Source organism: Pseudomonas sp. Hp2 (assembly GCF_006386585.1).
GTDB classification, from domain to species: Bacteria; Pseudomonadota; Gammaproteobacteria; order Xanthomonadales; family Xanthomonadaceae; genus Pseudomonas_S; species Pseudomonas_S boreopolis.
In genome coordinates this window covers 79,657-104,783 of the sequence record NZ_VAHJ01000006.1, presented here as the reverse complement: position 1 = coordinate 104,783, position 25,127 = coordinate 79,657, and the positions used below count along the sequence as shown (strand labels likewise).

General features: G+C 69.8%; 17 protein-coding genes. 6 read left to right on the top strand and 11 right to left on the bottom strand.

Annotation, left to right across the window (positions count from 1 at the left end):
- Nucleotides 1-76 precede the first annotated feature (76 nt).
- A complete protein-coding gene (locus FD678_RS16805) occupies nucleotides 77-724 on the top strand; it encodes a DUF4124 domain-containing protein (RefSeq protein ID WP_140726491.1) in 648 nt (215 codons plus the stop codon).
- 58 nt (nucleotides 725-782) lie between these two features.
- Here FD678_RS16805 and FD678_RS16800 read toward each other — a convergent pair whose 3' ends face one another.
- Complete coding sequence (locus FD678_RS16800) at nucleotides 783-1,559, bottom strand: SDR family oxidoreductase (protein ID WP_140726487.1); 777 nt, start codon at nucleotides 1,557-1,559, stop codon at nucleotides 783-785.
- Nucleotides 1,560-1,652: 93 nt separating this feature from the next.
- On the opposite strand from FD678_RS16800, the gene FD678_RS16795 reads away from it, so the two are divergent.
- Nucleotides 1,653-1,868, top strand: coding sequence for a hypothetical protein (locus FD678_RS16795; protein WP_140726484.1), 216 nt, complete (start codon nucleotides 1,653-1,655; stop codon nucleotides 1,866-1,868).
- A gap of 94 nt (nucleotides 1,869-1,962) precedes the next feature.
- On the opposite strand, the gene sppA is transcribed toward FD678_RS16795, so the two are convergent.
- The 4 genes from sppA to FD678_RS20790 form a co-directional block, all read right to left on the bottom strand.
- Nucleotides 1,963-3,864 (bottom strand): signal peptide peptidase SppA, encoded by a 1,902-nt coding sequence (gene sppA / locus FD678_RS16790; protein ID WP_140726481.1) that lies wholly within the window; start codon nucleotides 3,862-3,864, stop codon nucleotides 1,963-1,965.
- 276 nt (nucleotides 3,865-4,140) lie between these two features.
- Nucleotides 4,141-5,502: an MATE family efflux transporter gene (locus FD678_RS16785; protein WP_140726478.1), complete on the bottom strand. Its 1,362-nt coding sequence runs from the start codon at nucleotides 5,500-5,502 to the stop codon at nucleotides 4,141-4,143.
- A gap of 181 nt (nucleotides 5,503-5,683) precedes the next feature.
- A complete protein-coding gene (locus FD678_RS16780) occupies nucleotides 5,684-6,202 on the bottom strand; it encodes a DUF3106 domain-containing protein (protein ID WP_218569803.1) in 519 nt (172 codons plus the stop codon).
- A gap of 130 nt (nucleotides 6,203-6,332) precedes the next feature.
- Nucleotides 6,333-7,364, bottom strand: a complete 1,032-nt coding sequence (locus tag FD678_RS20790; protein ID WP_140726472.1) for a hypothetical protein — start codon at nucleotides 7,362-7,364, stop codon at nucleotides 6,333-6,335.
- Between the two features lie 489 nt (nucleotides 7,365-7,853).
- Here FD678_RS20790 and FD678_RS16770 point away from each other — a divergent pair, with 489 nt between their 5' ends.
- Entirely contained in the window at nucleotides 7,854-10,037 is a 2,184-nt protein-coding gene (locus FD678_RS16770; RefSeq protein WP_140726469.1) for a primosomal protein N', read from the top strand.
- A gap of 325 nt (nucleotides 10,038-10,362) precedes the next feature.
- On the opposite strand, the gene FD678_RS16765 is transcribed toward FD678_RS16770, so the two are convergent.
- The 3 genes from FD678_RS16765 to FD678_RS16755 form a co-directional block, all read right to left on the bottom strand.
- Entirely contained in the window at nucleotides 10,363-11,802 is a 1,440-nt protein-coding gene (locus FD678_RS16765; RefSeq protein WP_140726904.1) for a glycoside hydrolase family 47 protein, read from the bottom strand.
- A 50-nt stretch (nucleotides 11,803-11,852) separates the two neighbouring features.
- Nucleotides 11,853-12,914: a LacI family DNA-binding transcriptional regulator gene (locus FD678_RS16760; protein WP_140726466.1), complete on the bottom strand. Its 1,062-nt coding sequence runs from the start codon at nucleotides 12,912-12,914 to the stop codon at nucleotides 11,853-11,855.
- A 91-nt stretch (nucleotides 12,915-13,005) separates the two neighbouring features.
- Nucleotides 13,006-15,468 (bottom strand): GH92 family glycosyl hydrolase, encoded by a 2,463-nt coding sequence (locus FD678_RS16755; protein WP_140726463.1) that lies wholly within the window; start codon nucleotides 15,466-15,468, stop codon nucleotides 13,006-13,008.
- A 533-nt stretch (nucleotides 15,469-16,001) separates the two neighbouring features.
- Here FD678_RS16755 and FD678_RS16750 point away from each other — a divergent pair.
- Nucleotides 16,002-19,091 carry a TonB-dependent receptor gene (locus tag FD678_RS16750; protein ID WP_218569802.1) on the top strand — a complete coding sequence of 1,030 codons (3,090 nt, stop codon included), beginning with the start codon at nucleotides 16,002-16,004 and terminating at the stop codon, nucleotides 19,089-19,091.
- Nucleotides 19,092-19,170: 79 nt separating this feature from the next.
- Here the strand turns inward: FD678_RS16750 and FD678_RS16745 are convergent, their stop codons facing one another.
- Entirely contained in the window at nucleotides 19,171-21,141 is a 1,971-nt protein-coding gene (locus FD678_RS16745; protein ID WP_140726457.1) for a choice-of-anchor X domain-containing protein, read from the bottom strand.
- Nucleotides 21,142-21,245: 104 nt separating this feature from the next.
- Between FD678_RS16745 and FD678_RS20285 the strand changes: the two genes are divergently transcribed.
- Nucleotides 21,246-21,386, top strand: coding sequence for a hypothetical protein (locus FD678_RS20285; RefSeq protein ID WP_177497865.1), 141 nt, complete (start codon nucleotides 21,246-21,248; stop codon nucleotides 21,384-21,386).
- 409 nt (nucleotides 21,387-21,795) lie between these two features.
- On the opposite strand, the gene FD678_RS16730 is transcribed toward FD678_RS20285, so the two are convergent.
- Nucleotides 21,796-22,548, bottom strand: coding sequence for an NYN domain-containing protein (locus FD678_RS16730; RefSeq protein WP_140726448.1), 753 nt, complete (start codon nucleotides 22,546-22,548; stop codon nucleotides 21,796-21,798).
- Nucleotides 22,549-22,733: 185 nt separating this feature from the next.
- Here FD678_RS16730 and FD678_RS16725 point away from each other — a divergent pair, with 185 nt between their 5' ends.
- Entirely contained in the window at nucleotides 22,734-24,008 is a 1,275-nt protein-coding gene (locus FD678_RS16725; protein WP_140726445.1) for an NAD(P)/FAD-dependent oxidoreductase, read from the top strand.
- An 86-nt stretch (nucleotides 24,009-24,094) separates the two neighbouring features.
- Here FD678_RS16725 and rpoH read toward each other — a convergent pair whose 3' ends face one another.
- Nucleotides 24,095-24,970, bottom strand: a complete 876-nt coding sequence (gene rpoH / locus FD678_RS16720; protein WP_140726442.1) for an RNA polymerase sigma factor RpoH — start codon at nucleotides 24,968-24,970, stop codon at nucleotides 24,095-24,097.
- Between the last annotated feature and the right edge of the window lie 157 nt (nucleotides 24,971-25,127).

Sequence of the window (25,127 nt, the reverse complement as noted above, 5' to 3'; positions counted from 1 at the left end):
CTCCGCGCTCCCTGGAAGGCTTCCGGGACCCGCGCAGGCACTTTGCTTCGGCGCGCGTCTTGCGCACCATGCGCGCATGCGCCTCCTCGCCGTCCTCGTGCCGTTGTTCCTGCTTGCCGCGCCGCAGGCGCGCGCGGCCGATGCGGACAGCGTGCGCATCTACCGCTGCACTTCCAGCAGCGGCGCGGTGGCCCTGCAGAACACCCCGTGCGACAACGGCCGGCAGCAGGTCCTCGACATGCAGCGGCCGAAGGACCCGCCGCCGCGGGCGGCGGCGCCCGAGCCGGCAAGACCGGCGCCGGCGCCTGCCGTGCGCGAGATCCGCATCGTCGGCGTGCAGCCGCCGCAACCGATGTACGAATGCGTGTCGGCCGACGGCGATCGCTATACCAGCAACACCGACGAAGGCAATCCGCGCTGGGTGCCGGCCTGGGTCCAGGGACACTTAGTGGGACGCCCGCGGCCGGGCCCTGCGTATCCGCCGCCCGCACGTCCCGGCAGGCCCGACGGCTTGGTGTCCGGCGTGATCGTGCCCTATGGCAGCGTGCTGGTCCGCGACGCCTGCCATGCGCTGCCCCAGCGCGAGGTCTGCGCCCGCCTGTCCGACCGGCGCTGGGAGCTCATCAGGCGCTACAACAGCGCCCTGCAGAGCGAGCGCGAGCAACTGGTGCGCGAGCAGCGCGGCATCGAGGCGCGCATGGAGCAGGATTGCGGCGGCACCTGAGGCGCGGGACCGCCAGGTCGTCCACCGTCGCCGCGGCATCGCCGCGATGCCGGCGGCGTCAGAAGCCGTAGCGCAGGAATCCGCCGTCGACCGCGATGCATTCGCCGGTGACGTAGCTGGCGGCCGGCAGGCACAGGAACGCCACCGCCGCGGCCACTTCCTCCGGCTCGCCGATGCGCCCCATCGGCGTGCGGTCGATCACCTGGTCGTAGTAGTCCGGATCCGACAGCGGCCCGGAGGTGCGGCGGGTACGGATGTACCACGGCGCGACCGCGTTGACGCGGATGCCGTCCTCGGCCCATTCGCAGGCGAGGTTGCGCGTCATCTGGTGCAGCGCCGCCTTGGTCATGCCGTAGGGCGCGCCGCTGCGCACGTGGACCAGGCCGGACACGCTGCCCACGTTGACGATCGCCGAGGACGCGTGCCGCGCCAGCAGCGGGTGCGCGTAGCGCGACAGCTCGAAGGCGGAGAACAGGTTGGTCTCGAAGATACCGCGCCATTCGTCCTCGGTGTAGTCGATCGCGGCGCGGGTGACGTTGCCGCCGGCGTTGTTGACCAGCAGGTTCAGGCCGTCAGCATGGTCCTCCACCCAATCCAGGATCGCGCGCCGGTCCTCGTCGTCGGACACGTCCGCGGCCAGCCCGTGCAGCTCGCGCTCGGGGAATTCGTCGGCCAGCTCGTTGCGGACCTGTTCGAGCAGGTCGGCATCGCGCGCGACCATCAGCAGGTCGGCGCCGAAGCCGAGCAGCTCGCGCGCGATCGCCAGGCCGATGCCGGCGCTGGCGCCGGTGATGAGGGCGGTCTGTCCGTCCAGACGCCAGCGGGATGAGGTCATGTGGTTCTCCAGCGAGGGCCGTGCCGCGAGCGCGTCTCATCGCCCATACGGCATGCGGCGTAGGATAACGCCACACCGCATGAGGGTCCGCCGATGAACAAGATGCTGTGCATGGGTTTGCTGATCTTGCCGTTGCTGGCAGCCTGCAAGCGGCCCGAGCCGCCATCGCCCGAACGCCCGCCGGAGCCGCAGGCGACCGCGCTGCGCGATGCGATCCGGCAACCGCTGGACAAGGCCAAGGCGGCGCAGCAGGTCACCGATCAGGCCGCGGAGCAGCAGCGCGCGGCGATCGATGCGGCGACGCGCTGAGGCAGGCTTTGGATCCCTTCGGACGCCTGATGGGCGTCGCGCGCGAGCTGCCTGAAGCCCCTCTCCCGGAGGGGAGAGGGGCTTCAGGTGCTTTTCAGAACCCGCAGAAGCAGTAAGCCAGCGCCTTCACCGGCGCGCCGCCCTGCTTGGCTTCGCCGACCGCGTCCTCGACGAAGCGCAGCTGCGTATCCATCTCCGGCAGCGAGCGCGCCAGCATCGCGCGGGCCAGGCCGGAGTCGCCCAGCATCCAGGCGCCGATGCGGCTGCCGGCGAAGCCCTGCATGAACTGCGCGAACGGAGAGGCCGGCTTCTCGACGTAGCGCACGCGGAACTTGCCCTGGGACAGCTTGGCGCGGGCAGCGGCATCGGCCACCGCCTCCTTCATGCCGCCGAACGCATCGACCAGGCCGCGCTCCTTGGCCTGCGCGCCGCTCCACACGCGGCCGCGCGCGACCTTGTCGATCGCCTCCACCGGCTGCTTGCGCGCCTGCGCGACCTTGCCGGTGAAATCGGCGTAGCCCTTGTCGATCACCGACTGGATCACCTGCCCGACCGCCGGATCCAGCGGCCGGCTGATGTCGAATGCGCCGGCGAAGCGCGTGGTGCCGACGCCGTCGGTATGCACGCCGATCTTGCCGAGCGAACGATTGATGTTGGGGATCAGCCCGAAGATGCCGATCGAGCCGCTGATCGTGGACGGGTCGGCATAGATGCGGTCGGCATCCATGCTGATCCAGTAGCCGCCGGAGGCGGCCAGGTCGCCCATCGACACCACCACCGGCTTGCCGGCCTGCTTCAGCGCGACCACCTCGCGGCGGATCTGCTCGGACGCGAACACCTCGCCGCCGGGCGAATCCACGCGCAGCACCACCGCCTTCACGTCCTTGTCGTCGCGCGCCTGGCGCAGCAGCGCCGCGGTCGACTCGCCGCCGATCTTGCCGGCCGGCTGTTCGCCGCCGCTGATCTCGCCCTCGGCCACCACCACCGCGACCTGCGGGCGCGTGTCCATCGCCGAGCGGCGCGCGTCGAGCTGGGCCAGGTAGCCGTCGAAATCGACGCTGCGGAAACCGGCGTCCGCGTCGTCGTCGGCCACGCCGCGCTCGGCCAGCAGCTTGTCGATCTCCTCGCGCGTCTTGAGCCCGTCCACCAGCTTCTGCCGCAACGCGTACTTGGCCAGGTCGCCACCCGAGGCGGCGATGCCCTCGGGCATCGTGTCGATGCCGGCGGCGATCTGCGCCGGGTCGAGCTTGCGCGCCTTGCCGACGTCGGCCAGGTAGCGCTGCCACACGTCGTTCATCCAGAACAGGTCGGCTTCCTTGGCGTCGGCCGAGGCGGCATCGAGGATGTACGGCTCGGCGGCGGACTTGTACTCGCCCACGCGGAACAGGTGCACGTCCACGCCGAGCTTGTCCTGCAGGCCCTCGCGGAAGTACTGGCGGTAGCGCCCGAGCCCTTCCAGCACCAGCCCGCCCATCGGGTCGAGGTAGACCTCGTTGGCCTGCGCGGCCAGCAGGTACTGGGCCTGGGTCATGTTCTCGCCGAAGGCGACGACCTGCTTGCCCGAGGCCTTCAGTTCCTGCAGCGCCGCGGCGACCTCGCGCAGCGAGGCGAAGCCGGACGGCTGCAGCTTGTCCACGTCCAGCAGCACGCGCTCGATCTTCTTGTCGTCCTTGGCCGCCTCGATCACCCGGACCAGGTCGCGCAGCTGGATCTCCTCGGCGCCCTTGTCGCCCACCGCCTTGGCCAGCGCGCGGCTGACCGGGTCGGCGCTGAACTGCTCGACCAGCTTGCCTTCCGGCGCGATCACCAGCGTGGTGCGGTCCTGCAACGGCTTGACCCCGTTGCCGCGCGCCAGCGCCGCCACGAACACCAGCAGCATCAGGAACAGCAGGCCGAAGAACAGCAGGTTCAGGATCAACCGCCGGGTGAAATTCATCACATTCCACAGGCCGACGAAGAAGACGGCGATGGGATTGCGACGTGCGGGTTGGTTCATGGAGGGCTCCATCCAGGGAAACGTCTTGGGGACACCGGCACGCGGACGTGCCGCGTCCCTTGCGAGGGACTCACGACAGGGTCAACGCCCCGCACACGGATGCGCGGGCTTTCGCGGGCGACCCGCGAAAGATTCGGGGCCAGCATAGCCCCACGCAAGGGGGCTGGCATGCGCTGGAAGTCAGGGCCGGAACGTGCCAAGCCCTTCGCGGCGGCCGCGACGCGGCCCGGGCCGCTTCCGGCAAGGTCGGCCACCAGCGGCACGGGCATGGCCGCGCTAGGCGGCCAGCAGCCGCCGGCTGCTGACCCGGAAGCGCCAGCCCATCAGCACCGCGGCGGCGGTGAGGCCGAGGATCAGGCCGATCCACATGCCCTGCGGCCCCCAGCCCAGTCCCAGCCCGAGGCCGGCACCGAGCGGCATGCCCAGGCCCCAGTAGGCGAACATCGCGATGAACATCGGCACGCGGGTGTCCTTCAGCCCGCGCAGCGCGCCGGCCGAGAGCACCTGGAGCCCGTCCGGGAACTGGAAGGTCGCCGCGAACAGCAGCAGCGTCGAGGCCAGCGCCGCCACCGCGATGTCGTCGGTGTAGACGCCGACGATGGCGTCGTGGCCGAACAGCAGCGTGGACGCCGACAGCGCCTGCGTCGCCAGCACGATCGCATAGCCGGCCCAGGCCGCGCGGCGCACGCCGAGCGGGTCGCTGCGGCCGACCGCATGGCCGACCCGCACCGTGGTCGCCTCGGCCACGCCCATCGGGATCATGAAGCACAGCTGCGAGACGTTGATCGCGATCTGGTGCGCGGCGGCCTGCAGCGCGCCGAGCCGACCGATCAGCAGCGCGGTGACGATGAACAGGCCGCCTTCCATCAGCACGGTGATGCCGATCGGCAGGCCGGTCCGCAGCAGGTCGCGGATCGGCTTCCAGCGCGGCGGCTCGAAGTGCGCGAACAGCTTCAGGTGCGCGAAACGCTTGGCGCGCCACAGGTACAGCGCGAACGCCAGCGCCTGCACCCACATCGTCGTGGCCGAGGCGATGCCCAGGCCTTCGGCGCCGTGCTCGGAAAACCCGAAGCGGCCGTAGGTCAGCGCATAGCCCAGCGGCGCCAGCACCAGCAGGCCGCCGAAGCCGAGCAGCATCGTCGGCAGCGTCCAGTGCGTGCCTTCGCTCAGGTAGCGCATGCAGAAGTACAGCGTCAGCGCCGGCACGCCCCAGCGCACCGCGTGCAGGAAGGCGGTCGCGCCCGGCACGATGTCCGGCGCGATGCCGAACGCCGGCAACAGCGGCGGCACCAGCGAAAGGAAGGCGAACATCGCCGCGCTCAGGCCCAGCGAGAGCCACAGCGCCTGCCGGAACAGCGGCGCGATCTCGTCCTCGCGGCCGGCCCCTTGCAGTTGCGAGACCGAGGCGGTCAGCGAGATCAGCGTGCCGATCGGCACCAGCATCGGCAGCCACAGCAGTGCCGTGCCGATCGTGACCGCCGCCAGCGTGTCGGTGCCGTGGTGGCCGGCGATGACGTTGTCGACGAAGCCGATCAGGCCGGTGGAAACATGGCCCAGCACCAGCGGCAGGGCGAGCAGGAGGGTGGCGCGCACTTCGCTGCCGAAGCGTGGCGTCGCCGGAAGGGATGCAGCAGACATGGGAAACACGGGCGCGTACTGCGGCCGCGCCGGGAGGGCGCTCGTACCGGGTAGCGTGAACCGCCTATTGTACCGCCGCTCGGCGGCCGGCCGGTGACACGGCTTCGCACGCCGGCTGCCGTTGCGGCGTGCCCGGCCCGCAGGCGGCGACACGAAGCCGCACGCAAGGCTTTCGCGCCGGTCAGCGCCCGAGCTTGCGACGCAGCCACGCCGCGCGCGCGGCCGGGGCCTGCGCGAGCAACTCGTTGCGCAATGCATCGCGCTCCTGCGGCGGGGTGCGTTGCGAGATCACCGCCAGTTGCTGCAGCTGTTCGGCATCCAGGCTGCGCAGCAGGCCGAGCAGCACGTCACGCTGCGCCGGCGGCACGTAACCGAACAGCGGCTGCAGGTGCGCGTAGTGCGCGCCCAGGGTCGGACCGAGCCGCCAGCCATCGCGGTACAGGCGGTCCATGGCGTCGAACCGCGCACGTTGCGCGCGTTGCTGCTCGGCCGGCAGCGCGGCCAGGCGGTCGCGCGCCTGTCTTATCCGCGCGCGCTCGGCATCGTCGAGCTCGCGCCAGGCGCGGTAGCGCGCGCGCAGGTCGGCGCGCTGCGCCGGCGTCATCGCCTGCCAGTCCACGCGCGGCGATGCCAGGGCGCCGCCGGCGTTCTCGTCCAGCGGTGCCGGCAGGGCCTGGGCGATGGCCGGAGCGACGGGCAAGCCCAGCAGCAGCCCGACAGCCGCCGCGACGGCGCGCGATCCGCGCCGGTGCCCGGGATCGCGGCCGGCGCCCCGCGGGAGGCTCGCGCGATTCCCCGTCCCGCTGCCTGCGCGGAAGAAAAGCCGCCGGCTAGTTTTCGTCATCGACCGTCTCCAGTCCGGCCGAAGCCGGCTCGCCGGCGACCGGGCGGGCTTCGGACTCGTCCGCGGGTACCGGCCCACCGGCGGCGGCCCAGGCGTAGAAGTCGGCCTGCCGGGCCAGCCCGAGTTCGGGATCGGCCAGCATCGCCGCATCGGCGGGATCGATCGCCGATACCGCTTCGGATGCGGGGCGGTCATCGTCGGCCGGCAGTTCCTCGACCAGGACCGGACCGGCATCGACGACGTGCAGCGCGCCCGGCAGCGCCTGCGAGGCCGGCTCCGGCGGCAGCACCGGCGCTTGCCGCTGCCACCACCACCACCCGCCCAGCGCCGCCAGGCCCGCCAGGACGACCACGATGGCCGCGACGGCCCAGCCCGTGCGGCCGCGCGGCACCTGGCCGCGGCGCGGCTCCGCCCGGCCGGGGGCCGGTGCCCGGCGCGCAGGCGCGCGGGTATCCGTTGCCGCCATCGCCGGGGTGCCGGCCAGGGCCGCCTCGCGCAGCCGCACCAGGCGCTCCAGTTGCTCCGGGGCCAGGTCGCGCACCCGGGCTTGCGCGGCCTCGGCCAGCGCGCGCCACGCAGCGGCATCGGGTTGCCCGGCCGCATCGCGCGGGCAGGCACGTCCGAGTGCGGCGCGGTAGTCGTCCTCGCTCACGCCGAGCACGTCGGACGCCATCGGCTCGTCGAGCCCGGCCACGATCCGCAACAACAGGGCCAGCCGGTCCTCCGGCGTCGCCGTCGCCAACGCCGCGAGCGGCTCGGGCCAGGTCCCGGCATGGGCATGGCGCAGGCCCGGGGTCGCCGACAACAGGCTCCAGAAACGCACCGGCCAGGCGGCCATCAGCTCTTCGTTGGCGTGGTTGCGGAAGGCCCGCTGGGCGGCGGCGAGCGCGCGTTCCGCCAAGGCCCCGTCCCCGCCCTGCAGCAGCGCCACCACGAAGCCGCGCCGCTCGACGCCGCGCAGGAAAGCCGACAACGCCGCAGGGGTGACGGAAGGTTCGGAAGGCGGCGTTGCGGTCATGGGTACTCCGTCATCGGACGGCATGATAGCGGCGGCCCAGGCGTTCCTGCCCCCTTGACAGGCGGCTTCGCTCACGGCCCGCTCACGTACCGGACGGCGGCAGGTTGTGCACAGCAGTAAAGATCGGCCCTCACAAATCCTCGCCAAGCGCGGAAAACTCGTTGTTTCAGCGATATTTCACCACTAAGTTCCTGTTTCCAAAGAAAATTTGTGCAGTGGCGAAAATTTGTCCAACTTGTGGCAGAGGCCGATGGGCGCGCCTTTGCGGGCAGCAGTGCAGGGGAAACCCACAACCTTATCCACAGCCAGTGTGGATAACGCCAATTCCCCAACCGGGACGTGGATTTACATCCCATTTATCAAACCCCGGCACAGGAACAAGGGCCAAGGGGCCGGCGCCACGGGCGGCGCAGGCCGCCCCGGAACGCCCTCCTCGTCCGGCCGCGCACCGTGCCGCATGAGGATTGACGACACCCCTAAACTGGTCCGATGCCCATCCGCACCCTCCAGGTCGCCCTGCCGGTCCCGTTGCCGCAGCTGTTCGACTACCTGCCGCCGTCCGGCACCGCCGTCCCGGACGACGCGATCGGCCGCCGGGTCGGCGTGCCGTTCGGCCCGCGCGAGCTGGCCGGCGTGGTGGTCGGCCTGGGCGAGCAGGCGGCCCCGGACGGCCTGCGCGAGATCCTGGCCTGGCACGACGACGTCCCGCTGCTGACCGGCGAACTGCCGCGGTCGCTGCAATGGCTGGCGCGCTATACCCATGCGCCGCTCGGCGAGGTGCTGGCCACCGCCCTGCCCGGCCCGCTGCGCCGCGGCGAGGCCCTGCCGGATACCCGGACATGGGCCTGGCGGTTGACCGAAGCCGGCCATACCGGCCGGCCGGGGCTGCGCCGCGGCACCCGTCCGGCCCGGCTCGCGGAGCTGCTGGCCGCCGCCCCCATCGACGAAGACCGCCTGGACCTGCAGTTGGAAGGCTGGCGCGAAGCGGCGCGCAGCCTGTCCAGGCGCGGCCTCGCCGAGCGCGTCGCGGTAGCGCCACCGCCGCCCGATGCGATCCGGCCGGGACCACCGCTCAATTCGGAACAGCAGGACGCGGTGGCCGCGATCGCCGCCCAGTCCGGCTTCGGCACCTTCCTGCTCGACGGCGTCACCGGCAGCGGCAAGACCGAGGTCTACCTGCAGGCGATCGCCGATTGCTTGGCAAGCGGCCGCCAGGCGCTGGTGCTGGTGCCGGAGATCGGCCTGACCCCGCAGACGCTGGCGCGCTTCCGCGCCCGCCTCGGGGTGACGGTGCACGCCTTGCATTCGGGATTGCCAGATGGCGAGCGCGCGCGGGTGTGGACCGCCGCCGCGCGCGGCGAGGCACGGCTGGTCGTGGGCACCCGCTCGGCCGTGTTCACGCCGCTGCCGCAGGCCGGGCTGATCGTCGTCGACGAGGAGCACGACGGCAGCTACAAGCAACAGGACGGCATCCGCTACCACGCCCGCGATTTCGCCCTGGTGCGCGCCAAGGCGCTGGACGTGCCGGTGATCCTCGGCAGCGCCACGCCGTCGCTGGAATCGCTGCACAACGCGCTCGGCGGCCGTTACCGCCACCTGCGCCTGTCGCGCCGCGCCGGCGAGGCCAGGCCGCCGCGCGTGCGCGTGCTCGACGTGCGCAAGCGCCTGCTCAAGGACGGCCTGTCGCCGGACGTGCTGGCCGGCATCGGCGAGGCGCTGGCGCGCGGCGAGCAGGTACTGGTGTTCAAGAACCGGCGCGGCTATGCCCCGGTGCTGCTGTGCCACGACTGCGGCTGGACCGCGCCGTGCAACCGCTGCAGCACACCGCTGCATGCCACGCCGATGACCGTGCATGCCGGCGGCCGGCGCCTGCAGTGCCACCACTGCGGCGCGCGCCAACCGGCACCGCTGGCCTGCCCGGCGTGCGGCAGCCTGGCGCTGCAGCCGCAGGGCATCGGCACCGAGCGGCTCGAGGAAAGCCTGGTCGAGGCGTTCCCGGGCCAGCCGGTGGTGCGCATCGACCGCGGCACCACCCAGCGCCGCGACGCGCTGGAAACCCAACTGGCCCGGCTCGGCGATGCGCCCGGCATTCTGGTCGGTACCCAGATCCTGGCCAAGGGCCACGACCTGCCGAAGCTGACCATGGTGGTGGTGGTCGGCATCGACGAGGGCCTGTTCTCGGCCGATTTCCGCGCCGCCGAGAAACTGGCCCAGCAGCTGATCCAGGTCGCCGGCCGCGCCGGCCGCGCCGAGCGTCCCGGCGAAGTCTGGCTGCAGACCCACCATCCGGAACACCCGCTGCTGCAGACCCTGATCAACGGCGGCTACCACGCTTTCGCCGAGGCCGAACTCGCGCAGCGCGAAGGCGCCGGTTTCCCGCCATCCGCGCACCTGGCGCTGTTCCGCGCCGAAGCCAAGCACGTGGAGGCGGCCAACGACTTCCTGCGCGCGGTACGCGGGCTGCTCGGCCACGGCGCGGTCGAGGCCTACGGCCCGATGCCCGCGCCGATGCCGCGCCGCGCCGGCTTCCAGCGCACCCAGTTGCTGCTCTCCTGCGCGCAGCGCCCGCCGCTGCACGCGCTGCTCGACCAGGTATTGCCGCAGGTCTACGCACTGCCGCAGGCACGGCGCGTGCGCTGGTCGCTCGACGTCGATCCGATGGACCTGTATTGACGGCATCGGCCTGTGGATGCCGTCCCGCATAGCGGGCCTGGCCGGCATGCGGATCAATTGGGCGCAGTAAGCGAACGAAAAGATCCTGAGGCTTCGCCCGTACCCTCATCCGCCCTTCGGGCACCTCGCTACGCGCCCCGGCCTGGCGCAGCGCGCCAGGCGTTCAGGCGTGTGCGAGCCAATGGCCCGCAAGCAACACGCCTTCACCCCGGCGGGAGAAGGAAACCGCAGCGCCTCAAACAACACCGGCGAAGCCCGTCGGGCTGAAGTCCCCCCTACAAGAAAAGCCATCGCCGCCGCAACAACGGCGGCGACGCGCCATCACTCACCAAGTACGCCGCAACGGATGCGCCTCGGTATTGAACACCACCCCGTCGAAGTCCAGCGCGGTCTTCGGCGCGAACAGCAGGTAGTAGTACTTGAAGGTTTCCGCGAACAGGAAGCTCTCCATCGAATCGTCCTTCTCCTTGCTGCGCACGTCCTTCAGCGCGGCGAAGCCGTGCTCGGTGCGCGTATCGCGCACGAAGTCCTCGAAGAACACCTTGCCCATGCCGCGATACCGCGCATCGCCCGTGTAGTGGTACAGGTAGTAGGCCGATTCGACGATCTCCGGGCGCAGCGCATAGCCCGGCGAACGCACCTCCATCGCCGCGTAGTCCAGCGATTCCGGCTCGATGCCGTGCAGGCGCCACATCTTCAGCCCCGACTCCTGCAGGCGCTGGGCGCGGTCCAGGTCCCCGCCCAGCGCCAGCAGGCCCGGCATGAAGGCATCCAGCGCGCCGTACAGGGTGGCGGTGCGCTTGCCGCTGTCCATGTCGGCATGGCCGTACCACAGCTCGCCCCCGCGCACCTCGTCGGCCAGGTAGCGGTTGACCGGCTCGATGCTGTCCTCCCACATGCGCTTGCAGTCCTCGTCGCCGAACAGCTTCCAGCACTTGAGCAGGTACTCGTAGTACGAATCGATGCCGCCGGCGATGGACGCATCCTTGTTGGTCCATTCGCCGGTCTCCACGTCGATGTTCAGCCCGACCAGGCCGATCTTGGAGCGGCGCTTGTAGGTCTCCACCAGCGCGCGCTTGGCCTTGTCGTAGTACTCCTGCTTGCCGGTCAGCTTGGCCAGGGTGCCGAACTCCAGCAGCAGCGTGCCGGTCTCGGCCGGATTGCTGATCTTGCCGCGGGTCTTGCCGGTGCGCAGGTTGACGTGGGTGTACGGCAGCCCGGTGGGACTGTCGAACACCGGCGACAGGCGCCGCCCCAGGTCGTCGGCGAGCTTGAGCAGGCGCTCGTCGTGGGTCATCTGGTAGGCCGACAGCAGGCCGCCGAGCAGGCGGATGGTCACCTCGAAGTTCTGCACTTCGATGTCCTGGTCGAACGACAACTGGCCGACGATCAGCTCGCGCGCCTCGTTGGCCTCCTTGTCCAGGCCGAGCAGCAACAGCGTGTCGAGCGCGTCGACCGGCGACATCAGCAGCGGCACCGGATACCAGTCGCGCGGCTTGCCGCTGAGCGGCTTCAGGTCGTCGTGGCCCTTGGCGTACTGCATGTAACCCTGCCAGGCATGGCGGGTCTGCTCGCGCACCTGCTCGGCCAGGCGCGCGGCCTCGGCGTCGTCCACGGCCGGCACCTCGGCCGGCGTGGCCGGGCTGGCCGCGGCCGGCGCAGCGGCGGGGGCGGCATCGGCAGCGGGCGCGGCCTGCTCGCCGCAGGCGGACAGCGCCAGCGACAGGGCCGCGATCAGGGGAGCATTGCGCAGGGCACGGATCATCATCGAGTCCTCGGGATGGAAGCGTCGTCTGGTTCGGTAAAGAGGCGTCGTCAGCTCGGCCGGGCCGCGCTGCTCTCGCGGATGCGCAGCTGCACCGACGCGACGGTCCGCATCGGTGGCGCATCGGGGTTTTCCACGCGCTGCAGCAGCAGCGCGGCCGCCTGCCGCCCGCGTTCGCGCGGATCGGCGGTCAGGGTGGTCAGCGGGGGCACCGCCATGGCGGCCTCTGAAATGTCGTCGAAGCCGGTGACCGCGAAATCGCCGCCGGGGCGGATGCCGCGCGAGGTCAGGCCCAGCATCAGGCCCAGGGCCACCGTGTCGTTGTAGCAAACCGCCGCGCTGGGATGTTCGCTTCCCGCAAACAGCTCGCCGGTGCGCGCGGCCGCCTCGAGCCGGTTCGGGGCCGACTCGATCAGCCATTGCGGATTCGCCTGCAATCCCGCTTCGGCCAGGGCCTGCTGGTAGCCCGCGCGGCGGTGGTGGCAGGAGCTGGAGGTGGCGTGGCCGCCGAAGAAGGCGATGCGCCGGTGCCCGCGCTCGATCAGGTGCCGGGTGGCCATGTAGGCCCCGTTGCGGTTGTCCAGCGTCAGGAAGTCCCACTCGGCGCCCGCCAGTTCGCGGTTGAACAGCAGCACGTTGGCATGGGCGCCGAGCACCTGCTGCAGCTGTTGCGCATCGCTGCCCTCGGCCGGCGAGAGGATGAACCCGGTGGGCGTGTGCTCCATCAGCGTGGACAGCACGGCCTGCTGGCGCTGCGGCGATTCGCCGGTGCTGCCCAGCAGGGTCACGTAGCCTTTCGCGCCCAGCGCCTCGTCCACGCCGGAGGCGAACTCGGCGAAGAACGGGTTGGACAGGTCGTTGATCACCAGCGCGATCGAGGACGACGTGCGCCGGCGCAAGTTGGCCGCGGTGCGGTTGTACACGTAGCGCTGGCGGCGCAGTTCGGCCTCGACCTTCGCGCGCGTCTCGACATTGACCAGCGGGCTGCCGCGCAGCACCAGCGAGACCGTCGCGCGCGACACGCCCGCCGCCTGCGCGATATCGGTCACCGTGACCGCGCGCTTGCCGGCCTTGCGCGGCGCCTTGCCGATGCCTGACGTCTTTTCGTTCATCGCCTCATCCATTCGCGCAGGTATGCCACATCCGGGGAATCGCCGCGACGCCGGCCGCACCCGCGTTCCATCGCGAGCGGTGCCGCATGCGTCATTGCAGGGCCGTGCCTGGCGTGGCGCAATACGATGCCGGCAGGTCGGCGACCGCCGTCCCCCAGCCCTGCACCGGCGCCTCGTCGCCCAGTTCGAAGCGCAGCGTGCCGCCTTGGCGCAGGCGTTGCCAGTCCAGCCACACCGCCTGTTGCGGCTTGCCGTCCAGGCGCACGCCCTGGATGTACTGCAACCGGCGTCCATCGGCTCCTGGCGCCTGCAGGCGCAGGCGGCGTCCCTCGCCCAGCGCGACCTCAACCTCGGGGAAGCGCGGCGCGTGCAGCAGCAACTGGCCCGTGCCCGGCACCGCCGGGTACAGTCCCAGCGCGCTGAACAGGTACCACGCCGACATCGTGCCCAGGTCGTCGTTGCCGGTGACGCCGTTGGGCGCGTTGACGAACAACTGCTGGGCGGCGCGGACCACCACGGCGGTCTTCCAGGGCTGGCCGATCAGCGTATACATCCAGGGCGCGTGCAGGTCCGGCTCGTTGTTCGGGTTGTAGCGGTACTGGCTGTAGTAGCTGTACGGGCCGACCACCCATTCCTTGCGCGCGGCGGTGAGCGGCGACCGCAGCAGTTCGTCGTAGGCGAAGAACGCATCCAGGCGCCGCGCGGCCTGCTCGCGGCCGTGCATGGCCGCGACCAGCCCCGGCACGTCCTGCTGCACCAGCCACTGGTACTGCCAGGCGGTGCCTTCGTGGAAGCCATGCTCCGAGCGCGGGTCGTAGTGGCCGTTGGCCGGCGTGTACCACTGCCCGTCCTCGCCGCGCGGCCGCGGGAAACCGCCGAAGCCGGTGCCGGCATCGCGCACGTCGGGGTCCCACACCTTGTGCCAGTTGCCGCCGCGTTCGCGCAGCAACCTGGCGTCGTCGGCGTGGCCGAGGCCGGCGGCCATCTGCGCCAGCGCGCAGTCGGCCAGCGCGTATTCCAGCGTCGCCGAGCCTCCATGGCGCGGGTCCACGTCCATGCCCTTGGACGGGAAGGCGCGGTCGTAGGCCACGTAGCCATTGGCCAGGTAGTTGGCATTGCCGGAGCGGCCCGCATGGCGCGAGTTCAAGGGCGGCATGCCGAAGGCATTGCGGCGCAGCGCCGCCCAGGCCTCGGCCTCGCGGCCCGCCAGCGCGCCGAAGCGCCACAGGTCGACCAGGAACGGCGTGACCGGATCGCCGGTCATGACGTTGGTCTCGAAGTTGGCATAGCCCCAGCGCGGCAGCCACCCGCCTTGCGCGTCGATCGCCAGCACGCTGCGGGCGATGTCGCGCGCCACGTCCGGGCGCGTCATCGCCAGCCACTGGTTCTGCGCGCGATAGGTGTCCCACAGCGAGAAGTACTCGTAGTAGGTCCAGCCATCGGCGCGATGGATCGCGTCGTCGTAGCCGCGATAACGGCCATCGGCATCGCTGCCGGTCAACGGCTGCAGCAGCGCGTGGTACAGCGCGGTGTACAGCACGGTGCGATCGTCGCGGCTGCCGCCGGCCACGCGCACGCCCTCCAGCTCGCTTCGCCATGCCTGCTGGGCCAGCGCGCGCATGCGTTCGAAACCGAGCAGCCTGCCGTCCTGCATGCCGTCCGCGCGCAGGTTGTTGCGCGCGCCCTCGGCGTCGACGTGCGAGATCGCGCTGGTGGCGGTGACCGCCTGGCCGTCGGCCAGGTCGAAGCTCAACCACGCCCCGTTCGGCTTCAGCTCGCCTTCCATGCTGTGGCGCGCGCCCGGCACGCCGCCTTCTTCGCCCCAGGTGCCGAACGCCTTGAACGGCCGGTCGAACTCGATGCGGAACCAGGTGGTGTACTGGTGCCCGCCGCAGAAGCTCTGGGTTACCAGCCGCCCCTCCACGGCGCGGTCGCCGACGACGTCGATCACGCTGCCCACCACCGTATGGCGCTCGTTCGCCTGGCCGACGTTCACCAGCACATGGCCCTGGCCCCGATGGGCACTGAAGGTGTAGCGCTCCGCGGCGGCGCGCGGGCGCGCGGTGGCCTCGACGTCGATGCCGCCGTAGTCGGTCAGCCGCACCTTGTAGTAGCCGGCCTGCCCGATCTCGCCCTCGTGGGTATAGGACGACGCGTAGTTCCTGTGGTCGAAGCGCTTGGCATCGCCGGTATCGAAATCGCCACCGGGCCCGATGCTGCCGGTGACGGGCAGCACCGAGACCTGCCCGCCCTGCTCCCAGCACCCGGCGCCGGACAGGAACGAGTGCCCGAAGCCGCGGATCTTCTCGTCGTCGTAGCGCCAGCCGGCGTAATGGCTGCCGATCGGGCTGACCTGGATCATGCCGAACGGCGCCGACGCGCCCGGGAAGGTATTGCCCTCGTCCTTGCTGCCGATGAAGGTGTTGACCTCGCGCTCCAGCGCGACCGATGCGGCCTGCACCAGCGGCGCGATGGCCAAGGCCAGCAGGCAGGCCAGGCCTGCCAGGGGACGGCGCGGAGAACGAGGGGCGATGAGGGGCGGCAATCGGCTCATTGATGGTCCTGCGGGTCGATGTCGTGTGCTGCGGAGGCCGCCCGGCGGCAGGTGCCGGACGGCGTGGAGGACGTTGCGGACGGCAGGGTCGCGGAGCCGCCAAGGAGCGGGCCGGCAGGCACGGAAGGGCGAAACGCCCCGGCGGGAACCCCTTTCCCCATCGTCCCAAGTCCACTGCGCTTGGTTTAGATCGATCCAAGTAAATCACGCCCTTTTTCGAAAATGCATTCCGCGCTGCACCATCGGCGGCCCTGCGACCGCCGGAAAGCCGCGCCTACCCGCATGGCCCTGGCCTGCGCCAGGTATTCCCAACACCACGGTTTCGTATTGCGCAGCAGCATGCGTCCCCTCGTGCCCTGTGTTAAAAATTTATTGCCGATTGTTTAGATCGATCTAAACCAAGGAGATCGCGGAGTCGTGGGCGGGACGGAGGGTCGTGCCGCGAGGCGCACCGGCCGTTGGGAAATCGGCAAATTTTGGATCGATTCAATTCCAGCGATTTCAATCAGGTGAGGGAGAAAGAAATGGGGTACATGTCACGCTTGCACGGCCGCGACGGTCTGTCCGCGGCCATTGCCATCGCGCTGGCCGCGGCCATCGCGCCGGCCGACGTTCTCGCACAACAAGCCGGCACCGCCGCGTCGACGACGCCGCCGCCGGACGCAACCACGCTCGACAGCATCACCGTCACCGGCTATCGCTACGCGATCGAGAAGAGCCTGGACCAGAAGCGCGAAGCCAACGCCATCGTCGACGTCGTCAACGCCGAGGACATCGGCAAGTTCCCGGACAAGAACGTCGCCGACGCGCTGCAGCGCGTGCCGGGCGTGATCGTCAGCCGCGACGGCGGCGAGGGCAAGAACGTCAGCGTCCGCGGCCTGTCCTCGGAACTGACCCTGACCGAGTTGAACGGCAACTACATCGCCACCGCCGAATCCAACGGCGATCCCACCCGTTCGTTCAACTACACGCTGCTGCCGTCGAACATGCTCTCCAGCGCCGAGCTGTTCAAGTCGCCGGAGGCGCGCCTGGACGAGGGCGGCATCGGCGGCACCGTGATCCTGCACACGCGCCGTCCGCTGGACATGGAGGCCAATACCGGCTTCGTTTCCGTCGAAGGCACCCGGGCCGACACCACCAAGAAGACCGACGGGCAGTTCTCCGGCTCGTACGCCTGGCACGACAAGGACGACCGCTTCGGCATCTTCGTCGGCTACACCCAGCAGAAGCGCACCACGCGCACCCTCGACGCCAGCACCGAGAACTGGCAGTGGTACGGCGACGACTACGACGGGCATCCGGCGACCGACGTCAACGGCCGTCCCTCCGGCATGACCAGCTACTGGTGGGGCGAGTCCGGCTTCTACGACCAGGGCGGCCGCTACTACACCAACTTCATGATGCCGACCTCGGTCAACCTCAACGTCAAGGAGGAAGAACGCGAGCGCAAGGGCGGGCAGGTCACCCTGCAATTCAAGCCGAACGACAACCTGACCTTGACGGCGAACTACTTCCGCTTCGACCTGTCGCAGGACTCGCAGACCAATACGCTGAAGATCCCGGAGTGGAACCTGGCCCGCTACAACGGCGACGGCAACTGGCCGGGCGGCCGCATGCTCGACGGGCTGGCCCTCGACCGCAGCGGCACCATCGTCACCGGCGCGCAGTACAGCGCGCACGCCGGCAAGACCTACTACTGCAGCGAGGCTGCCGCCGCGGCGGGCGGAATGGCCCCGGGCGGCTGGGGTCCGGACGACTGCACCATCCCGACGCCGCAGATCACCGGCAGCTACAACCTCGAGAGCGCGCTGTCGCAGACCGCCGACTTCGAGGCCGCCTGGCGCGGCGAATCGATGGACATCACCTTCAAGGGCGGCCGCACCTGGGCCAAGGGTGGCCCGGACCTGCAGTTCGCGGTGCCGCTCAAGCCGCGCCGCCAGAACGCGGACGGCAGCTGGACCCTGGGCAACTACGCCAGCGCCTGGGACGTGACCGGCACGCCGACGATGGCGTTCTCGCCGGAGCTGATGCAGAACCTCAAGGACGGCATCCTGCAAGTCGACCTCGGCTCGACCGGCTCGTCCTGGACCCGCAACACCACGCAGCAGAAGTATTTCCAGCTCGACACCACCTGGTACAACGACGAGGGCTTCCTCGACTCGCTGCAGTTCGGCGTCAAGTACCGCGACGGCGGCATCCATCGCAGCACCGGCAACAGCTATTGGGTATGCCCGGGCACCGATCCGGGCGACTACGAGAACCGCTACTGGAACGGCCGCTGCAACAGCCTGGCTACCCAGTTCTCGCCGGACTTCCTCTACGCGATGGGCAACCTGGCGGGCGGCATCGACGCCAGCGCGTTCCCGGCGATCAACTACCCCGCCTACATCGCCTACCTGAACCGGACCTACGGGCCGATGCAGACCCGCAACGAGGACAACTTCGTCTACAACGTCGACGAGAAGATCTACGCCACCTACCTGCAGGCCAACTTCAGGACCGAACGCCTGCGCGGCAACGTCGGCGTACGCGTCGTCAGCACCCGGCAGCATGCCGACTCGACCGACAAGGTCACCTCCTACAACGACTACTTCTACGACGGTGCCGACGGCAATCCACTGGCGTGCCAGGAAGGCGCCAGCGTGCCCGGCGGCGCGCCCGCCGACACCTACTGCGGCACCGAGGGGTATTGGAGGCTCTCCGATAGCCAGCAGCGCGTCGAATCGTTCGCGATCAGCTCGCTCGACCGCAGCTACACCGACGTGCTGCCGAGCTTCAACCTGGCCTACGACCTGACCGAGAACCTGCTGCTGCGCGCAGCGGCCTCCAAGGTGATCTCGCGCCCGAGCTACAGCGACATCGCCGCCCCCGGCAACCTGGAATACTTCAGCCAGGAGTACATCAACGACCGCCGTCTGACCGGCGGCGCCGACGAGGCGGGCTGGTACGGCTCGGGCAGCAACAAGAACCTGGAGCCGTACAAGGCCACCCAGTACGACATCGGCCTGGAGTGGTACTTCCATCCGGGTTCCGTGGTGGGCCTGGACCTGTTCCGCAAGGACGTCAGCAACTTCTCGGTGCCGGTGGTCCAGAACGTGTCGATGGACATCGGCGGCGAGACCGTGACGGTGCAGAACTACTCCACCACTGCCGGCGGCCGCGACGCGGTGTCGGAGGGCGTGGAGTTCTATGCCCAGCACACGCTGGACTTCGGCCTCGGCTTCCAGCTCAACTACACCTACAACAAGACCAACGAAGCGGCCATCACCCTCGAGGACGGCACCGAGATCGGCAAGTCCCCGCTGGTCGGCAGCGCCAGGAACCAGGCTAACTTCACCGTGTTCTACGAGACCAGCAAGTGGCTGCTGCGCGCTTCGTACAACCGCCGCGGCGAGGTGGTCGACGGCCTGGTCAACGGCCTGAACGTCTACGAAGAGCCCTACGAGCAGATCGACCTCAACGCGGCGTACAACATCACCCCGGACCTGAGCCTGACCGCCTCGGTGCTGAACCTGACCAAGGAGGAACAGCGCATGCACCTGGGCAACGACACCAAGGACCGCTTCTACTCCAACAGCTACGCCGGCCGCGTCATGTACATGGGCCTGACCTACAAGTTCTGAGCCTGCCCGGTCCCGGCACCACGGATACGCCAGCCGCATCGTCGCGATGCGGCTGGCGTTCTGCTTGTGGGCTCCCGCGTCAGCGCGCCGCGTTCGCGCTCATCGTCGCGTTCCGGCTCGCGTCGAGGTACTGGGCCGGGTCGCGCATCCCGGTGGTATGGCACTGCCCCGTGATATGGCCCATGTTGTTGCCGCCGGGCAATTGCGCATTGACCTGCTCGACCGTGCCGTCCTCCGGATCGCTCAGCACCAGGTCCGACGCCGCATTGCAGTAGTCGTTGGTCCACCAGTTCGTCGAAGCGAACGAAGTCGTGTAGTAGTAGACCTTCGCGCGCGCCGATGCCGGGATGCCGGCCAGCCACGCCTTGGCGCCGTCGTAGGTGAGGTCGGTATTGCTGCCGCAACCGACGCCGAACCACGAACCGACCGTTGCGATGATGCCCGCCAGGTTGGTGCCCTGGTAAGGCGTGCCGACCGACTGCAGCAGGCGCGCGCCGGTCGCGTTGTCCAACCCGCTCCAGTAGTACGCATACAGGTGCAGCGCGGCCATGCCGCCCTGGCTGTGCGCGACCGTGCCGAACGAATTCCACTGGCTGCCGAACTGCGCCAGCAACTGCGCGAACTGGTCGTTGCTGCGGCTCTGGTTGGCATCCAGGAACGCAGAGGCGTTGCCGAACTGCGCGACCGGCCACACCCCGCCGGAACAGTAGCCATGCACCAGCACCAGCCGCGAACCGGTCGCCTGGATCGTCGCATCGGCCGTCGCCTGCCGCAGCGACGCCGGGCGCGGGCCCATCCGCATCGCCTCGTCGATCGCGATCGCATTCGCCGGGTTCGCGCTGGCCAGCGCGCGCAGGCGCGTGGCCGGCAACGGCAGTGCCAGCTCGGCCTTCTCGAGCAACGGAACGTAGTGGTCCGGATCCTCGATGCGCAGGTTGCGCAGCGCGAACGGCGCACGCGCACCCGAACGGGCGATCCAGCGCTCGTCCAGGCCCAGCGACAACCGGCCGTCCGCCGGCGCGGCCATGCCGCCCACCCAGGCCACCGGCACGTCTTCGCCCGTCGCGCCCTTGCCCCATACCTCGGCCAGCACGCGATAGTGCGAAGGCGCATCCGCGCCACGCGCGGCCACCGGCAGTTGCAACGCCAGGCGGCCGGCCTGGCCCGGCTGCACGCCGATGCCGCCCACCAGGCGGAGCTGCGCATCCAGCACCGGCAGCACGTGCTCGGCGGTACGCACGAACGGCTGGCCGTCGCGGTCGCGGCCGTGCACCACGGTCTGCGCGATCCATGTGCCGGAGCGATCCGGAACGAACCCCGCGCCGTACACGCCGTCGCCGGCCGCACCATCGCTGTGGAAACCGTCGTCGACCATCGCGACGGTGGAGAGGCTGCCATCGGGCGCGACGATGCGCAGCTCGGCGCGCTCGATGCGGCCTGCATCCATCCCGAGGCGCGCCTCGCCCGCGGCACTGTCGCCGGTCAATACCGCATTGAGCGCAAGCGGGCGACCGAGCTGACGCTGGCGATCGCGCGGATAGGACGCCAACTGCGTGCGCTCGTTGCCTTCCAACAACACGTAACCGCGCTGCGCCTGCGGCGTGGACGCACGCAATTGCAACGTCCACTCGCCACTGCCCGCACCATCGAGCGCATAGCGCAAGCCCTGCACCGCCGATGCCTGCATGCCCAGCGACGCGGCCGCCGCCTGCAACGGTGCCGCGTTGGCGGCATCGGCGCGCAGCGCGACACCCGGCTCGCTGGCAGCCGCCTGCCAACCTGCACCGTTGTCGAGCACCATGAAGCGCACCCGCCCGTTCTCCACCGGCAAACTGCCGCGCCACTGCGCACCACCGGCCTGCGCGACCAGTTCCACCGGCAACAACGCACTCTTGGACAGGATCGCCGCCGATGCCGGATCCGGCGCATGCATCTGCGCGAACTCCTCCGGCGGCCCGGCCAACTGCTTGGGAACCAACTCCGCGGCATGACCCGCGGAAACGGACAACGACATCGCGGATACGGCGAACAGCATCACAGATCTGAGCATGGCGTATTCCTCCTTGGACGTTGCGGAATGCAACGCAGGCCACGTCCCCGATTCCAGGCAATCCCGCCCGCGCCGCAGATCGCCCAGCGCCCCCTCGCCGCGACGTGACCGGATTTATAACGCCCCGATATGACCAAGCCACGACGCAGCGCAGCAGTGCGGTAACGCTGTTGCTGTTGCTGTTGCCGTTGCTGTTGCCGTTGCTGTTGCTGTTGCTGTTGCTGTTGCCGTGCCGTTGCTCGTGATTTTGCTTTGGCTTCTCGCCTTTGACTTTGACCTACCGGGGCCCCTCCGAAGCGGCGGAGACGGCGGGGAAAACCCCGCAGGGGCGACGCACATGGATGTGCGTCGTTTTTCGCCGCGACAGGATGTCGCGTCGAAAAATCCCGCCGGCTCCGCGAACCCGCAGCAAAGCTGCGGGCGCGAAGGCGGGGTGTGCTTTCTTTTGGTTACTTTTCTTTGCACAAGCAAAGAAAAAGTGACTCGCCAAAGGCGAAAGCTCTGGCCTTTCTCGCCAAAGGCCTCAAGAGCCCAAAGCAACGTCCCTGGATCCCCGCTTTCGCGGGGATGACGCTAGAGAGACTACGTGAGGCGGTGAGATAGCGTGGACGCCGGTCCGTCGGCCATTGGGCATAACCCGATACCGCCAACCCACTACCCCCGCCCCACCTTTCCCCGCACCCGGGGCTTGTCCCGGATCCAGATCACCAATCCATCCTGCCTGATCTCGAACAACCCGATCGCCTTGACCAGGTCGCTCAACTTCCGGTACCCGTAATTGCGCGGGTCGAACGACGCCTGGTTGGCGATCTGCTTGCCCACCGCCCCCAGGTGCGCCCACCCGTCGTCTTCCGACTCCGCGTCCACCGCCCCGCGCAACAACTGCACCAGCCGCGCATCGTTGCGCAGCTCCTTCTCGCCCCTGCGCGTCGAAGTCGCATCCTGCTCGTCCACCGCATCCGCGCCCAGCGCCTCCAGGTAGGTGAACTTCGAACAGGCGTTGACGAACGGGGACGGCGTCTTCTTCTCGCCGAAGCCATAGACCTTCATGCCGTCGGTCAACAGGCGCATCACCAGCGGCGTGAAATCCGCATCGCTCGACACGATCGCGAAGGCGTCGAGGTTGCGCGCGTACAGCAGGTCCATCGCATCGATCACCATCGCCATGTCCGAGGCGTTCTTGCCGCTGCTGTAGGCGAACTGCTGGATCGGGCGGATCGCGTACTCGTGCAGCACCGACTCCCAGCCCTTCAGGTGCGGGCTCTTCCAGTTGCCGTAGGCGCGCCGCACGTTGGCCACGCCGTAGCGCGCCACCTCGGCGAGCACCACGTCGATCTTCGCGGCCGGCGCATTGTCCGCATCGACCAGCAGCGCGATACGCGTCTCGGATCCGTTGCCCGATGCCATCGGCCATGCTCCTCGCACGGGCGCCATGCCCGTCCCGCGGCCGAGCATACACAGGCGGCTCGCCCGCGCATGTGCACGCGGCGCGAACACCCCGCGGTTCCTCCCGAGCTGCTACGTTAGCGGGCAGTCGCGGCGGCCAGCCGGCCAGGCCGCTCCCCCGATCCTCCCTTGCCCGATACAGCACGATGGCTCCCACGCTCCCCCATCTGATCGTCATCGGCGGCGGCTTCGCCGGGCTCTGGGCGACCCGCGCCCTGGCCGACGCGCCGATCCGCATCACCCTGGTCGATCGCCACAACCACCACCTGTTCCAGCCGCTGCTGTACCAGGTCGCCACCGCCGGCCTGTCCGCCCCGGACATCGCCGCGCCGCTGCGCCATATCCTGCGCGGACAGCGGAACGTCGAGGTCCTGCTCGGCGAGGTCGACGCGATCGACCCGGACCGGCGCCAGGTCGCCCTCACCGACGGCCACCGCCTCGGCTACGACTATCTCCTCCTGGCGACCGGGGCCACCCACGCCTACTTCGGCAACGACCAGTGGGCCGGGCACGCGCCGGGCCTGAAGACGCTCAACGATGCGCTGTACCTGCGGCGCAAGCTGCTGGTGGCGTTCGAACGCGCCGAAGCCGAGCCCGATCCCGCCGCCCGCGCGGCCTGGCTGAACTTCGCGATCGTCGGCGGCGGCCCGACCGGGGTCGAGCTCGCCGGCACGCTGGCCGAGATCGCCCGCCACACGCTGAAGGACGAGTTCCGCAGCATCGATCCGCGCGACGCCCGCGTGCGCCTGATCGAAGCCGGCCCGCGCGTGCTGCCCTCCTTCCCCCCCGACCTCACCGACAAGGCCGAGCGCCAGCTGCGGAAGCTCGGCGTGGAGGTCCATACCGGCACGCCGGTGACGCACATCGACGAGCACGGCTACCGGCTGGGCGACGAGTTCGTGGCGGCACGCACCGTGGTATGGGCCGCCGGCGTGGCCGCCTCGCCGCTGGCGCGCACCCTCGGCGTGCCGTTGGACCGCGCCGGCCGCGTGCTGGTCGAGCCCGACCTCAGCGTGCCCGGCCATCCCGAGATCTTCGTCGGCGGCGACCTGGCCTCGGTGCAGCAGGACGGCAGGCCGGTGCCCGGCGTCGCCCCGGCCGCCAAGCAGATGGGCCGGCACGTCGCCGCCACGCTGCGCGCCCGCCTCGCCGGCCGGCCGGCGCCCGCGTTCCGCTACAAGGACTACGGCAACCTCGCCACGATCGGGCGCATGGCGGCGATCGTGCACCTCGGCCGGCTCAAGCTGTCGGGGCCGCTGGCCTGGTGGTTCTGGCTGGCCGCCCACGTGTTCTTCCTGATCGGCTTCCGCAATCGCTTCGTGGTGCTGGTCAACTGGGCGATGGCGTACTGGAGCTACCAGCGCGCCGCGCGGATCATCTTCGGCCGCCCGCACGAGGAAGACCCTCCGCAACGCCCCTGAGGCCGGTGCCGCCGGCCCGGCATCGCCATGAACGCGAACGGCCCGGATCGCTCCGGGCCGTTCGTCCATTGCCGCTGTCGTGCCGGTCAGGCGGCGAACAGGGCGCGCATCTTTTTCAGCGCGTTCGCCTCGATCTGGCGGATGCGCTCGGCCGACACGCCGTACTCGTCGGCCAGCTCCTGCAGCGTCACCTTCGACTCCGAGTCCAGCCAGCGGCGGCGGATGATGTCGCGCGAACGCGCATCCAGCCCGGCCATGCCCTCGCGCAGCAGCTCCAGCTGGTGGTCCTCGCTGTCGGCGCGCTCGTAGGCCATCGACGGATCCTCGTCGTTGGCGACGAGGTAGCTCACCGGCGACGGCGGCGCGTGCTCGTCGTCCTCGTCGGACGGTGCATCGAAACCGATGTCGCGGCCGGCCAGGCGCGATTCCATCTCCAGCACCTCGCGCTCGGACACGTTCAGGTCCTTGGCGACGGCGCTGACCTCGGAGGCGTTCAGCCAGCCCAGGCGGGTCTTGGACTTGCGCAGGTTGAAGAACAGCTTGCGCTGCGCCTTGGTCGTGGCGACCTTGACGATGCGCCAGTTCTTCAGGATGAACTCGTGCATCTCGGCGCGGATCCAGTGCACCGCGAAGGACACCAGGCGCACGCCCATGTCCGGGTCGAAGCGCTTCACCGCCTTCATCAGGCCGATGTTGCCTTCCTGGATCAGGTCGCCCATCTGCAGGCCGTAGCCGTTGTAGCCGCGGGCCACGTGCACGACGAAGCGCAGGTGCGAGTGCACCAGCTCGCGCGCGGCGTCGAGGTCCTCGTGGTCGCGGTAGCGGCGCGCCAGCTCCTGTTCCTCATCGGCCGACAGCACCGGGATCTGGTGCACGGCATTGATGTAGGCATCCAGCGAACCCAGCGCGCTGGGGACGGGGAGGTTGTTTGCCACAAGGGCAGTGGAGGCGTTCTGGCTCATAGGACCTCATCTTAGCAGTCGGGCTATTGGACTGCCGGGTACAGAAAAAGTTCCAGCGTTCCATGAATGGAATGGTTAACCGGGCTTGGCCTTTTCCGTTCTGCCGCCGTCCTCGGGAAACCCCGGCCGCCACCCTATCACCGTTCCGGCGGCGGCG